The sequence below is a fragment of the Polaribacter sp. OB-PA-B3 genome (assembly GCF_054589375.1).
In genome coordinates, this window is the sequence record NZ_BAAIIX010000002.1 from 203,654 (window position 1) to 217,232 (window position 13,579).

General features: G+C 28.9%; 14 protein-coding genes. 8 read left to right on the top strand and 6 right to left on the bottom strand.

Features of this window, described 5'->3' with window-relative positions:
• Window position 1: 1 nt before the first annotated feature.
• On the bottom strand, window positions 2-1,459 hold the full coding sequence (locus ACYPV9_RS04575) for a S41 family peptidase (RefSeq protein WP_459741923.1): 1,458 nt from the start codon (window positions 1,457-1,459) through the stop codon (window positions 2-4).
• Between the two features lie 167 nt (window positions 1,460-1,626).
• Here ACYPV9_RS04575 and ACYPV9_RS04580 point away from each other — a divergent pair, with 167 nt between their 5' ends.
• The 6 genes from ACYPV9_RS04580 to ACYPV9_RS04605 all read left to right on the top strand — a co-directional run bounded on the left by ACYPV9_RS04580 (window position 1,627) and on the right by ACYPV9_RS04605 (window position 7,104).
• Window positions 1,627-2,136 (top strand): RNA polymerase sigma factor, encoded by a 510-nt coding sequence (locus ACYPV9_RS04580; protein WP_299060626.1) that lies wholly within the window; start codon window positions 1,627-1,629, stop codon window positions 2,134-2,136.
• A complete protein-coding gene (locus ACYPV9_RS04585; protein ID WP_077809220.1) occupies window positions 2,123-2,557 on the top strand; it encodes a hypothetical protein in 435 nt (144 codons plus the stop codon). Before ACYPV9_RS04580 ends, ACYPV9_RS04585 begins: the two co-directional genes overlap by 14 nt.
• Before the next feature lie 37 nt (window positions 2,558-2,594).
• Entirely contained in the window at window positions 2,595-3,104 is a 510-nt protein-coding gene (locus tag ACYPV9_RS04590; protein WP_459741927.1) for a DUF4252 domain-containing protein, read from the top strand.
• 61 nt (window positions 3,105-3,165) lie between these two features.
• A complete protein-coding gene (locus ACYPV9_RS04595; protein ID WP_459741929.1) occupies window positions 3,166-3,708 on the top strand; it encodes a DUF4252 domain-containing protein in 543 nt (180 codons plus the stop codon).
• A 151-nt stretch (window positions 3,709-3,859) separates the two neighbouring features.
• Window positions 3,860-6,301: a M1 family aminopeptidase gene (locus ACYPV9_RS04600; protein WP_459741931.1), complete on the top strand. Its 2,442-nt coding sequence runs from the start codon at window positions 3,860-3,862 to the stop codon at window positions 6,299-6,301.
• A gap of 23 nt (window positions 6,302-6,324) precedes the next feature.
• Window positions 6,325-7,104, top strand: a complete 780-nt coding sequence (locus tag ACYPV9_RS04605; RefSeq protein ID WP_459741933.1) for a M90 family metallopeptidase — start codon at window positions 6,325-6,327, stop codon at window positions 7,102-7,104.
• A 32-nt stretch (window positions 7,105-7,136) separates the two neighbouring features.
• On the opposite strand, the gene ACYPV9_RS04610 is transcribed toward ACYPV9_RS04605, so the two are convergent.
• Both ACYPV9_RS04610 and ACYPV9_RS04615 read right to left on the bottom strand, forming a co-directional pair.
• The gene (locus ACYPV9_RS04610) at window positions 7,137-7,862 is read right to left on the bottom strand and encodes a tRNA-uridine aminocarboxypropyltransferase (protein ID WP_459741934.1); all 726 of its coding nucleotides are present in this window, start codon (window positions 7,860-7,862) and stop codon (window positions 7,137-7,139) included.
• A gap of 201 nt (window positions 7,863-8,063) precedes the next feature.
• Entirely contained in the window at window positions 8,064-8,186 is a 123-nt protein-coding gene (locus ACYPV9_RS04615) for a hypothetical protein (protein WP_459741936.1), read from the bottom strand.
• Window positions 8,187-8,299: 113 nt separating this feature from the next.
• Here ACYPV9_RS04615 and ACYPV9_RS04620 point away from each other — a divergent pair, with 113 nt between their 5' ends.
• Window positions 8,300-10,153, top strand: coding sequence for a B12-binding domain-containing radical SAM protein (locus ACYPV9_RS04620; RefSeq protein WP_459741938.1), 1,854 nt, complete (start codon window positions 8,300-8,302; stop codon window positions 10,151-10,153).
• Between the two features lie 343 nt (window positions 10,154-10,496).
• Here ACYPV9_RS04620 and ACYPV9_RS04625 read toward each other — a convergent pair whose 3' ends face one another.
• The 3 genes from ACYPV9_RS04625 to ACYPV9_RS04635 form a co-directional block, all read right to left on the bottom strand.
• On the bottom strand, window positions 10,497-10,880 hold the full coding sequence (locus ACYPV9_RS04625; protein WP_459741940.1) for a DUF3037 domain-containing protein: 384 nt from the start codon (window positions 10,878-10,880) through the stop codon (window positions 10,497-10,499).
• Window positions 10,870-11,649, bottom strand: a complete 780-nt coding sequence (locus ACYPV9_RS04630) for a HipA family kinase (RefSeq protein WP_459741942.1) — start codon at window positions 11,647-11,649, stop codon at window positions 10,870-10,872. The genes ACYPV9_RS04625 and ACYPV9_RS04630 overlap by 11 nt, the downstream gene beginning before the upstream one ends.
• Window positions 11,650-11,726: 77 nt before the next feature.
• Window positions 11,727-12,125, bottom strand: coding sequence for a helix-turn-helix domain-containing protein (locus tag ACYPV9_RS04635; protein WP_459741944.1), 399 nt, complete (start codon window positions 12,123-12,125; stop codon window positions 11,727-11,729).
• Between the two features lie 347 nt (window positions 12,126-12,472).
• Here ACYPV9_RS04635 and ACYPV9_RS04640 point away from each other — a divergent pair, with 347 nt between their 5' ends.
• Window positions 12,473-13,522 (top strand): M14 family zinc carboxypeptidase, encoded by a 1,050-nt coding sequence (locus ACYPV9_RS04640; protein WP_299060600.1) that lies wholly within the window; start codon window positions 12,473-12,475, stop codon window positions 13,520-13,522.
• Window positions 13,523-13,579 lie beyond the last annotated feature (57 nt).

The following is a 13,579-nucleotide window of genomic DNA, read 5'->3' on the forward strand; positions in this document are numbered from 1 at the left end:
ATTAATATGTGTTAGGTAAATCTTGTTTAATAAATACACCATTATCAAATTCTCTTTGCAAATCTAATGAGTTAAATAAATACATAAAATTATTAGGATTACAGGTAACATTTGTACCAAGATTTCCTGTTGAAATATATTCTAATACTTTATCTAAAATAGGTTCTGATCTTTCACCTATAACACCTAGATTTAAAATATCTTCATTTGGACAAGTTGCAATTGTTGGTGTAAACCCCTCGTTATAGGTTTGGTCGTCTTTATTGTAAAAACTTAACACCACTGGTTGTAAAGCTACTGTATGGGTTTCGTTTTTTAGTTCGATATCATAGTCTTGAGAATTGTATAAAGTTATAGAACCTGTATTGTTACCACTTGTATTTGTGCCTATAATATGAACATTTATATATGGGTTTAGGCTGTTTATTAATAATTCTATTGCAGAAGAGCCAGAAAAGTTGTTTCCATTTAAAATTATATAAATATCTGTTAGGTTTAAACTATTAAAATCTGTTGTAGTATTAAGCTTAGCAGGGAATTTAGTAATTAAAGAATCTGGTTGATTTTCTAAAAACCAAGGTTGTGCTTTCGAATTCCATTCTTCTTTTATAAAAATTTCATCTGTAAATTGTCCGGTAATTATGGTTGCCAAATTTGTAATATTCTTAGCAAAACTACCACCAGAAATATTATATCTTAAATCTAAAACTAATTCGTTAATATTTTGATTTTTAAAACTTAAGAAAGTGTTATTTAAATTGTTAATTGATAATTTAGATAGGTTGTTGTTATACATTAAATAACCAATATTGTTTGAACCTATACTAAAAGTTTTCTCTAAAAATGTGGTATCGTAATCGTAATTCTCTTTTTCTAAAGCAACGGTTTTGGCATTTGGTGTAACAGTAGTTCCATCAAATTCTACCATATTTAAAGTATAAGATGTATCTCCATTTATTAATAAATCGAAATAATTATCTTCTGTTAATATAATGTTGTTTACAGCGTTAAAAAACTCACCTCTTTTTAAGTTTTTTGTTGCTGCGTTTGAATTTGGCAAAATATGCGTTATATAACCAATAACAGTATTTGTAGTAGTGTTTGGTTGTGCAATGATACCAAATTCCATTCCGTTTACAAATGCAGACCTAGGTATATCCATATCTAAATTTGTTAAATCTTCAACAAGTTTAGATTTTGTATCTGTATTTAATAGTAAACTAGAAAAAAGTGTGTTGTAATCTGTAAAACCACTTAAATAAGCATTTAATTGTTGGTCTGAGTTAAAGCGTCTGTCAGATAAATCAGCAATTTGATCTTGATGTAAGTAATATGCATTTAAACCTTTCCAAACAAAATCGTGTACAACTAAATTTTCGGGTAATTGATATTCTTTAGAACAATTGATAAATAATAAAGTAATTGTGCTAAAATAAAAGAGTTTTAAGAGGTTTTTCATTTATAAAAAAATAAGAATTGTTTTAATAATCTAACGCAATATAAATAGAAATAGTATTATTTTTAAATTCTTGTGTAACAAAATATATTGTTGCTCGTCGTAGTATTGTAAACCCAATAATAAAATAAGTTTAATTAAGTGGTTTACTACTAATCAACCAAATTAAAATGAACCAATCAGACTTTTTAAAAGTTGTTTTACCCTTTAAGGATAAGGTCTTTAGATTAGCCAAAAGATTATTGGTATCTACAGAAGAAGCCGAAGATGCTACACAAGAGCTTATTTTTAAGTTGTGGCGTAGTAAGGATAAAATAGCTGGTTATAAAAATGTAGAAGCATTTGCAATGACAATGACAAAAAATTATTGTTATGATAGACTAAAATCTAAACAAGCAAGTAATTTAACATTAGTACATAGTAATTATAAAGAGAAAGAAACGTCTTTAGATAAAAAACTAGAACATCAAGACAGTGTAAACCAAGTGCACCAATTGATAGAAAGGTTGCCAGAACAACAAAAAATTATTATTCAGTTAAGAGATATAGAACAATATGATTTTGATGAGATTTGTAAAATGGTAGATATGAAACCAACCGCTGTAAGAGTGGCATTATCTAGAGCAAGAAAAACAATTAGAGAACAATTAATTAAAAAACACAACTATGGAGTTAGCTAACATAGAAAAATTAATAGAAAAGTACGAAAACGCAGAAACTACTTTGCAAGAAGAGGCAACCTTAAGAAACTATTTTAAAGAAGGTGATGTAGCACAACATTTGCAAGAGTATGCTTATATGTTTACCTACTTTTCTGTGTCGAAAGATGAAACGTATACAAAAACCATTAAGTTAGAAACTAAAAAATCTAAAAAGAAAAACTTTAAATGGTTGTCTGTTGCAGCATCTGTAGTCTTATTATTTAGTGTATTTGTTGGTAAACAGCAATACAGTGAATATCAAGAAAGAAAAGAAGCCGAAAAAATTTATGCAGAAGTAAGTAAAGGACTAAAATTATTGTCTAAAAACTTAAAAAAAGGAGAACAAGCAGTTGCAACTTTACATACTTATGATAATTCAGTAAAAAAGATTTTAAGATAAACCAAGTAAATATTAGTAAAACCAAGTAAAACAAGAAATGATGAAAAAAATATTATTATTAATAGCATTTGTAGTAACACCTATGTTAAGCAATGCGCAGTCTTTATATGATTCTTTAGAAGATATAAAAGAAGTAGATATGGTAGTTGTTACCAAAGACGCATTTGAAATACTGTCTAAATTTAATTCAGAAAAATTTAAAGATAGCGATGAGATGAAAGTGTTTCAAATGATACAAGAATTAAAAGAATTTAAAATGTTTTCTACAGAAGACAAGGCTATTGCAAATAAAATGGAAAGTATGGTAAATGCTTCTATTAAAAAACAAAACTTAACACAGTTAATGCGAATAAAAGAAGACGATTCTAGAGTTAAGATTTATGTAAAAGCATCTAAAAACAAAGATTTTGTAAATGAAGTTTTAATGTTTATTAAAGGTATCGATAAAAAGACGAATGGCATGTCAGAAGCAGTTATTGTTTCTTTAACAGGTAACATAGATATTAATAAAATGTCTGATCTAGCAGATACTTTTGCAAACAAATAATATAAAATATGTACAATCTAGTTTGCTAAAAATTAGATTGTACCTTTTAAAACTAAAATCAATGAAAAAATTAACAACCATACTTTCCTTACTTTTTGTGCTAGTTTTTACAAGTTCATGTAAAAACGATAAATCATTACAAAGTTATTTAGTAGATACCAGCGGTAAAGAAGATTTTTATACGGGCGATTTACCAGTAAGTTCTTTATTAACTGCAAATTCTGATGTTTCTGATGATGTAAAAGAAACCATGAAAAGTATCAAAAAAATTAACATAGCTTTTTTACCTAAAACTGCAGATAATTCTGTTGCTTATGAAACTGAAAAAGGAAAATTAAAAAAGATATTTACTAATAACGATACTTACAAAAGCCTAATGTCTATGAAGGCAAAAGGAATGAATGTAAAAGTATACTATTCTGGTGATACAAATTCTATAGACGAAGTTATCGCTTTTGGATACGGTAAAGAAGCCGGAGTAGGTGTAGCAAGATTATTAGGAGAAAATATGAACCCTTCAAAGATAATTGATATGCTAAATAGCGTAAATGTAGACGGAGACAGCGCTTCTTTAAAACAGTTTTCTAAGATGTTTAACAAATAAATAGCATTTTAAACTTATAAAAAAACCTCAATTTCGAAAGAAATTGAGGTTTTTTTATGCAGCCTTTGGTACGTTTTTTGAATTTAACTGCTCATTAACACGTTCTATCTTCATATTTAGTATTTTTGAAGTTTAGAAGAATATATTATTTATGAAGATTAAAATTTGGATTTTATTTGCATTTCTTTCAATAAGCACCATAAGTTTCTCGCAAAATACTGCCATTTATAGGGCAGAAAGAGAAAAAACACACAATTTAATTCATACAAAACTAAAAGTTAATTTTAATTTTGATAAAAAAGAATTAAACGGAGAAGCTTGGGTTACTGCAAAACCTCATTTTTATGCCACAAATGTTTTTACACTTGATGCAAAAGCAATGTTGTTTGACGAAATTTCTCTTAACGGAACGCAATTAAATTACGATTATGATGATGCTCAAATTGTAATTAAACTTCCAAAAAAATATACGAAAGAAGAAAAATTTACGATTTATTTAAAATATATCGCAAGACCAGAAAAAGTTAAAGAAAAAGGTAGTGCGGCAATTACTAGTGCAAAAGGTTTGTATTTTATAAATGCTGATGGTGCTGATAAAAATAAGCCAACCCAAATTTGGACACAAGGTGAAACAGAAGGAAGCAGTTGTTGGTTTCCAACAATTGATGCTCCTAATCAAAAAACTACTCAAGAAATTTACATTACAGTTCCTAATAAATATGTTACTTTATCTAACGGAGCACTTGTAAGTCAAACAAATAATGGCAATTTAAGAACAGATTATTGGAAAATGGATCAAAAGCACGCGCCTTATTTGTTTTTTATGGGTGTTGGTGAGTTCGAAATAGTAAAAGATTCTTATAACAATATTCCGGTAAATTATTATGTAGAAAAAGAATATGCAAAATACGCCAAAGACATCTTTGGTAATACACCAGAAATGATGCAATTCTTTTCAGGAAAATTAGGCGTTGCTTATCCTTGGAATAAATATAGTCAAATGGTTGTAAGAGATTATGTTTCTGGTGCAATGGAAAACACAACAGCAGTAGTACATGGCGAACAAGCATATCAAACTCCTGGGCAATTAATCGACGAAAACACACACGAAAACACCATAGCTCATGAACTTTTTCATCACTGGTTTGGCGATTTAGTAACAACAGAAAGTTGGGCTAATTTAACGCTTAACGAGTCTTTTGCTAATTACAGTGAGTACTTGTGGCAAGAATACAAATACGGACAAGAAGCAGCAGAAATGTACATGCATTCTAATGTTAGTTTATATTTAGAAGGTCAGGAGTCTGATAAAGATTTGGTACGTTTTAATTATTTAGACAAAGAAGATATGTTCGATTTGGTAAGCTATAACAAAGGTGGCGCTATTTTGCACATGCTTAGAAATTATGTTGGAGACAAAGCGTTTTTCGAAAGCTTAAAAACGTATTTAAATGACTATAAATATAAGGCAGCAGAGGCACATCAATTGCGTTTAGTATTCGAGAAAGTAACGGGTAAAGATTTAAACTGGTTTTTTAATCAATGGTATTTTGGTGCAAATCATCCAAAAATAGATGTTTCTTATGATTATAATAAGTTAAGAAAAACTGTAACAGTAAACGTTTTACAATTGCAGTCAGAAAGCTTTCAGTTTCCTTTAACATTAGATATTTTTGAAGGTTCTAAACGCAGAAGAGAAACTGTTTTTGTAGAAAAAAATGAAGCATCATTTACATTTCCTTTTAACACAATGCCAGATTTAATTCAGATAAATTCTGATGGTGTTTTACTAGCAGAATTTAATGAAAATAAAGTTTTAAGTGATTATATTTTTCAGTTAAAAAATGCGACACATTTTATGCATCGAAGAGAAGCACTTTTAGAAGTTGCTAAAAAACAAGATGACAAGGTTGCGTTTAACGCTGTTGTTGCGGCATTAGATGATTCATCATATAAAATTAGAGTATTGGCTTTAGAGAATATCGATTTAATTAATAAATTCTCTAAGAAAGATGCCATTCGAAAAATTATGCAATTAGCAAATAATGATTCAAAAACATTGGTTAAAGCCGCAGCTATAGAAACTTTAGGGAAATTAACAGACCCAGAATTAAAATCTATTTTTACTAAAGGTTTGCAAAGTGAATCGTATGCAGTTTTGGGGAAATCTTTAGTTGCGATGTATTACATAGATAAAGATTTGGCTTTAAAAAAATCGAAAGAATTACCAGACGATGTTCGTAAAATATTGGCAACACCGTTAACCCAAATATTTATTGAGTCTAAAGATGAAACAGAATTGCCATTTATTGCAAAAAGTGTTGTCTCTGGTATGTTTTTATCTGGCCAAGGCCCAACAAAAGTTATGTATGAAAAAGCTTTTAAAATGATTTCTAAAAGTAACAATATGTTGGCAATTCAAAATTTAGTAGAAGACATGGTAGCCAAAGGGAATCAATATAAAAAGTTTAGTTTCGATAAAGTGGTAATCAACTTAATGAGATCAATAATACAAGAGCAAGAAAAATCTACAAATACAAATAAAGATAGAAATATTGCTATTGTAAAAGAGGCAATGACTGGACTCTTATAATATTTTTTATAAAAAATAGTTGAATGCTTTATATTATTGCAATCTCTTTATTACTCATACTTTTAATTTTTACTATAATAAGTAATAAAAAAAGAGTTATTAAATCCGAAGAAAAAGTATTTGTGCCCAATCATTGGCACAATATTTTAAGAGATAACGTTTTATTTTATCAAAAGCTAACAGAAAAAGAACAACAACTTTTTCGAGAAAAAATGTCACGCTTTTTAGCAACCGTTCATATTAGAGCTATCAAGTTTAAAATAGAAGAATTAGATACATTGTTAGTTGCTGCCAGTGCTGTAATTCCGGTATTTAGATTTTCTTCTTGGCATTATACAAATTTAACAACGGTATTAATTTATCCAGATTATTTTGATGATAATTTACAGTTTGACGCTAAGGTAACACACAGAAATATAGGTGGTTTAGTTGGTACAGGTAGGTTTGAAAATCAAATGATTTTATCAAGAAAAGCACTACATCATGGTTTTCATAATAAAACGGATAAAGGAAATACAGCAATTCATGAGTTTATTCATCTTATCGATAAATCGGATGGTGTTATTGATGGTATTCCAGAAGTTTTGCTAGATAAGCAATATACAATACCTTATTTACAGCTAATTCATAAAAAAATCGAAGAAATTAATAATGATGATTCTGATATTAGGAATTATGGAGGTACCTCTGAAATTGAATTTTTAGCCGTTGCCGGAGAGTATTTTTTTGAAAGACCTAAGCTAATGCAAAGAAAACACCCAGATTTATATAAGATGTTAGCGTCTTGTTTTTTTAAAGTTTAAAAAGAGCTAAAAAATATATTTAGTAAAATAAATTACTCTTGCTCGTAAATAATACTTCTTTGTGTTTCTTTTTTGTAACTATTTTTAGGAGTTATAATCTTACTAGCTTCCGGAAGATAATTTTTACTTTTTGGGTTTAATAAATAATCAAGTTGATGTGCAATCATTTTTTCAAAAGGAACTAGAAAATTAGAAGTGTCACAATCCTCAATTTCTGCTTTTTTAAGTAAATTTAAAACTGTAAAAACAGACTCTATAGTGCTAAGACAAAGTGATTCTGGCTGTTGTTTGATAATAAATTTAGACTTTATTTTGTTATCAAAACTTATTCTACTTAATTTCTGTAAGTTTTTACTAAGTTTAAGCATTTTTCTTGCACAAGGCCAAGTACCATCCAGAATAAAAATATGAGGATTTTTAAGTAAAAGACTTTCTATTTCTGTTTTTTTTCTGGTAGATAAATTAAAACTCTCTTTACCGGGGTATAACAGGAAAGAAGAATTTTCTTTATTGGCAATTATGTTATTAATTCGCTTATTGTTGGTAAAGTCTACACCAACAACTATTTCTGCATTATTTAATTGAAGTTTTGTCATAATTCCCGTTCCGTTTTTTTCTTTTTTATATTCTTTTGGATGCATTAAAATGACAAAACGAGTTTTTGTCTTAAAAGAGCGGATGTGTTTACAAATACAAGTGCTGTTTGGTCTCATGCATTTGTAACATTGTATTCTATAATTATGACTTTCTTCGTGCAAAATAAATTTTTGATTAAATGCTTTTGATATGTGAGTTCTAAAAATTTAGTTTGCAAAACTACTACTTTTTAATTCAGAAATATATCAGAGAAAAAAGGAGGCTATCATCCATAGAAAATTTCTCTTTTCAATTTTAAAATATAACGATACATTAAGAATTATTTATTATGAAACAAGTTAGTTTCATTTCTATGTCAGAGCTTAATGATATGCAAAAACGGCTTTTTTCTTGGTAACTTCAGGATCTGATAGTTTTAGGGTTTCATTTTTAATTTCTTGAAGGTTAGGGTTTCTCTTTAAAATTAAGTTGTTTTTATTTTGCACAGAATTCTAGTATAAATATCTGTTTTTGCTAGAAAACCAACCTTAAGAAAAAGCATTAAAAATTTAAACAGTAATTATAATCGAGGTAGTATCTTTGCACTTTAATAAATTAGATGTCTACGAACGCGCTTTTAATTACTCCGCCATTTACACAGTTAAATACTGCTTATCCTGCTACGGCATATATTAAAGGTTTTTTAGATTCTAAAGGTGTTAAAACAAAGCAACTAGATTTAAGTATCGAGTTATTTACAAGTGTTTTTACAAAAGAATTTATAGATGCAATTTTTAAACAAGCAGAAATGCTTGGTAATATGTCATTGCCTTTAGTTTGGCAACAAAGAGAAGCATATATAGATAAAGTAGATACTGTAATGAATTATTTACGTTTACAAGAAGTTACTGCAGCTTATCAAATTGTACACAAAGATTTTTTACCACATGGGCACAGGCGTATCAAACTAAATAAAGATTTATCTGTAGAATTTGGTAAACTAGGTATTTTAGACAAAGCAAAACACATTGCCACCTTATTTGTAGAAGAATTGGGCGATTTTATAAATACTAACGTAGACGAGTTTTTTTCATTTACCCGTTATGCAGAACAAATTGGTAGAGCAGCATCTAGTTTTAATACGCTAGAAGAATGTTTGCAATATGAAACCACTTTAATAGAAGACGAAATGTTGTATTTGTTAGAAGAACAATTGCAGCAAGATGCTTATAATTTGGTTTGTTTTACCATTCCGTTTCCGGGTAACTTATTTTCGGCACTAAGATGTGCGCAATTTATCAAAGAAAACTACCCAACAATTAAGGTTGCTTTTGGTGGCGGATATTGCAATACAGAGCTTAGGCGATTAACAGACACACGTATTTTTAATTACGTAGATTTCATAACTTTAGATGATGGTGAAGGGCCGTTATTAAGAATTACAGAGTATTTAGAAAATAAAATAGGAGAGGAGTCTTTAGAAAGAACCTTTATTTGTAGAGATAATAAAGTGATTTATGCAGATAAAATTCCGAATACAATTTTTCATCATAAAAATTTACCAGCACCAAGTTATGTTGGGTTACCAACAGCAAAATATCTGTCTTTTTTAGATGTTATGATTCCGATGCATAGAATGTGGTCTGATGGTAAATGGAATAAGTTAACTATTTCGCATGGTTGTTATTGGAAACAATGCTCATTTTGTGATGTTACTTTAGATTATATCGGTAATTATCAAAATACAACTGCAGACGATTTGGTAAACAAAATTGAAAAGATAATTACAGAAACAGGTATTACAGGTTTTCATTTTGTAGACGAAGCAGCACCACCAAAAATGTTAAGAGCACTGGCTAATAAGTTATTAGAACGAAAAGTATTTATAACTTGGTGGACAAATATTAGATTCGAAAAAACTTTTACGCCAGAACTGTGTGCTCTTTTATCAAAATCTGGTTGTATTGCAGTAACTGGTGGTTTAGAAGTTGCATCTGATAGGTTGTTAGCAAAAATGAAAAAAGGAGTAGACATTGGCCAAGTAGCCAGAGTAACTAAAGCGTTTTCCGATCAAAATATAATGGTTCATGCTTATTTGATGTTTGGTTTTCCTACAGAAACAGCACAAGAAACCATCGATTCTTTAGAAGTTGTAAGACAATTATTTTATAACAATTGTATCCAATCTGCTTTTTGGCATCAATTTGCATGTACCAGTCATAGTCCGGTAGGTAAAAATCCTGAAGAATTTAAAATTAAAATTACAGGACCAAAGTTTGAAGGCTTTGCAGAAAACGATTTATTTCACGAAGACCCAACAGGAGCAGAGCATCATCTTTATAGCGAAGGATTAAATATTGCATTAAATAATTATTTAAATCACAAAGGTTTCGAAATTCCGTTGTCAAAATATTTCAATTTTAAAGTCCCAGAAGTTACAGTCAAAAATAATTTAATAGCTGGCCATTTATAAACATTTTTTTAGAAGCTATTTCCTGCTTTTCGCACTCGCTTTTTTTCTGAAAAAGAAAAAAGAGCTCAAACAAACGCTACAATCAGGGCTAGACTTGTTTGTTAGTTAGGTTAAGAATCAAAAAATAGTTCTTAATTGTAAAAGTAAATGCGCTAACAGGTTTTAGTAAAAGTTTTGTACGGTAGTAGGTTATTTTTGATGCGGTTAAGACAAAAATATATTCTAGATTTTTTTATCAAAAATATTAGATAATTGTGAAGCTTAATCCTGATGCAAGTTGCTTTTGAAATTGAGGCATCGTTAAATCAATAATTATTTAAGCAGGGTTTTAAGCTGTTATAACTTACATTACAAATTTCTTAAAAATATCATTTAAAGAATCTTCTGGATTTTCACATAAACCAGGATGCGTTTTAGAGCTTTGTATAATGGTACTTCTACAAGCTGCAAGCCATCTAAATCTATCTGCAATTTCAAATTCACCAATTTTCCCTCCTGCTTTATTGCCTTCACAAATTTGCACCCAAGCTGCTAAATATTTGTTTAAAAAATCAATATCAATTTCAGGGGCAAGTGCTTTTAATTTGTTTGGATTGATGTGGTATTTAATTCCTAAAAACTTTTTTCTTTTAGAAAATAGAATTACACCCACGTTAAAAAACTCTTCGCGTTCTACTTTAGGTACAACTCGTATGATTGCGTATTCAAATGTAAATCTATCTTGCATCTTCTGCTTCTTTTACTAATGAATCTAACATATTTAATTTTGCGTTTAAAAAAGTAATATATGCATTTCTTATTTCGTTAGGTTTTAAAACTTCACCTTCATTTTTTAGCCAATCTTCCGGAATTGTAGAAACTATTTCCATTATTATAGATTCGTTTATTTCTTTTTTAATTTCTAGAGCAGCTTCTTTTAATTTTGTTGCTTTTGCTAAAAGTACATGGTCTTTAATTAACGGAAACGTTCTTGATAAATGATTTTGCCAAGTGCTCCAATTATGATGAAAGTAAAAACTAGCACCATTGTCAATTACCCAAAGTTCATTATTCCAATGTAGTAAGTTTGTGTTTTTTGTTGTTCTATCGATATTACTTATCAAACTATCTAATAATACAACTTTAGATGCCGTAAAAGCATCAACTGTAGAAACCAAAGGATCATAGGTAATTGCGCTAGACAAAAAATGAAGTCCTAAATTTAAACCCACACTAAATTTTAATAAATCTTGTATTTCTTCATCGGGTTCTGTTTTAGCAAAAGAATCATCCAAATTCATAAATACTAGTTCTGGCACTTTCAAGTTTAAAGCTCTAGCAAGCTCACCACCAATAAATTCAGAAATTAAAGCTTTGGTACCTTGTCCAGCTCCTCTAAATTTTAAAACGTATAAAAAACCATCATCTGCTTTTACAATTGCAGGTAAAGAACCACCTTCTCTTAAAGGTTGTAAATACTGAACAACATTTACTGTTCTTATATCAATTTTATTCATAAGTACTAAAATATACTATTTATATAATTTTGCTGTAAAAATTAGTTTTTTGTTTAAAACGAAAAGTAAACGTAAAATTATTTTTGATATTCTTCAAAAGTACCATCATCATAAAAAACAACAATTCGTTGAATATTTTTTCCGTTGTTATTTTTTTCTGAAGAAAATAAAGTAGGAGCAGAAGAAGAAGAAGAAGAAGAAGAAGAAGAAGAAGAAGAAGGCGTATGCTGTTTAATTTTATGAACTGCATTTTTAGGAAAAACACCTTCATCTTTTAAGAGCCAATTAATATCTACGTCGTTAAATTCTGATGTTACTTTTAATATAAAATCTAAACTAGGTTTATTCCTACCCGATAATATGTGAGAGATGCTAGAGCGTTGCACACCAACTTTATCCGCAAACGTAGATGCCGAAAGTTGATGATGTTCCATTACTTTTTTTAGTTTACTTGTAAAATTGGCAGTGTTTATCATTGTAACAACTTGTTGTTTTACAAATGTAAAGTATATTATTGTAACCACAAAGGTAAATTTATTTCTAGTTGTATTATGTGTTTTTATATGTGAAGTTTAACTTTAATTGAGTCTTGTAATTAACTCAAATTCAATTGTTTATTTTTTTAATATAAGAAATTATTATATTGATATTTAATCGAGTAGCTTTCTAAGTTAAAAAAGAAAAAGATTGTTTACAAAAGTAACTTTGTAAACAAATCATCAGGTTTACAATTGTAACATTTGGGTGATTTACAATTGTAACATTTTAGTTTGATTACAAATGTGATTGCTTTATTTTTACAAAGATTTTACAACCAATAATTATGAGCTTGTTAGCAATAGATTTTTTGAAAACCATTTTTAAAGAACAAAAAGAAACTTCTATTTCTGGAAAATGGATTCGTTTTAAAGACATAGAAAATTTGTTTCAGAAATATGAATCAAAATTTCTTGTGCAAGAAATAGGGACATCAGAAAAAGGAACGTCCATTTATCAATTAAAAATTGGTACTGGAAATAAGAAAATATTGCTATGGTCTCAAATGCACGGAAATGAAAGTACAGGTACCAAAGCTTTATTTGATTTATTTAATTGCTTCTTAAATACTAACAACACGCAATTACAAACGATTTTAGAAGCATGTACATTGGTTTTTATACCTATGTTAAATCCAGACGGTGCAGAAGTATATACAAGAGTAAATGGTAATAATATAGACCTTAATAGAGACGCAGTAGATCGAATTGCAAAAGAAAGTAAGCTCTTAAGAGCGGTTTTAGAAGATTTTAATCCGCAGTTTTGCTTTAATCTACACGACCAAAGAACTATTTTTAATGTAGAAGATACAAAGAATCCTGCAACAATATCATTTTTAGCACCTTCAGAAGAAGTAACAAGGGCGTTAACAGATGGTAGAAAAGAAACCATGAATGTAATTGTGGCTATGAATGCCGTTTTACAAAAAATGATTCCTGATTATATTGGTAGATATACAGATGAGTTTTATCCAACAGCTACCGGAGATAACTTTCAAAAGTTAGGTTACAATACTATATTGATAGAATCTGGGCATTATCCAGATGATTATGTAAGAGAAGTTTCTAGAGAATATACTTTTTATGCTATTTTACAAGGATTGTATCATATCGCCGTTACCACCGATTTTAGTGAATATAAAGACTACTTTAATATTCCAAACAATGCAAAAGACTTTTATGATGTAATTCATAGATTTTCTGATAAAAAGAAGGATATTGCCTATCAATATAAAGATCAAATTGTTGATGATGAGTTAGTTTCAACATTGGTAAAAATTGAAGAAAAAAGCTTAAAAGGCAAAATTGGACACCACGAAATCGTTTTCGAAAGCTAAAAATATTAGATATTTCTCATTTTTTTCATTGTTCTCTTAAATTAAATTTATAAATTT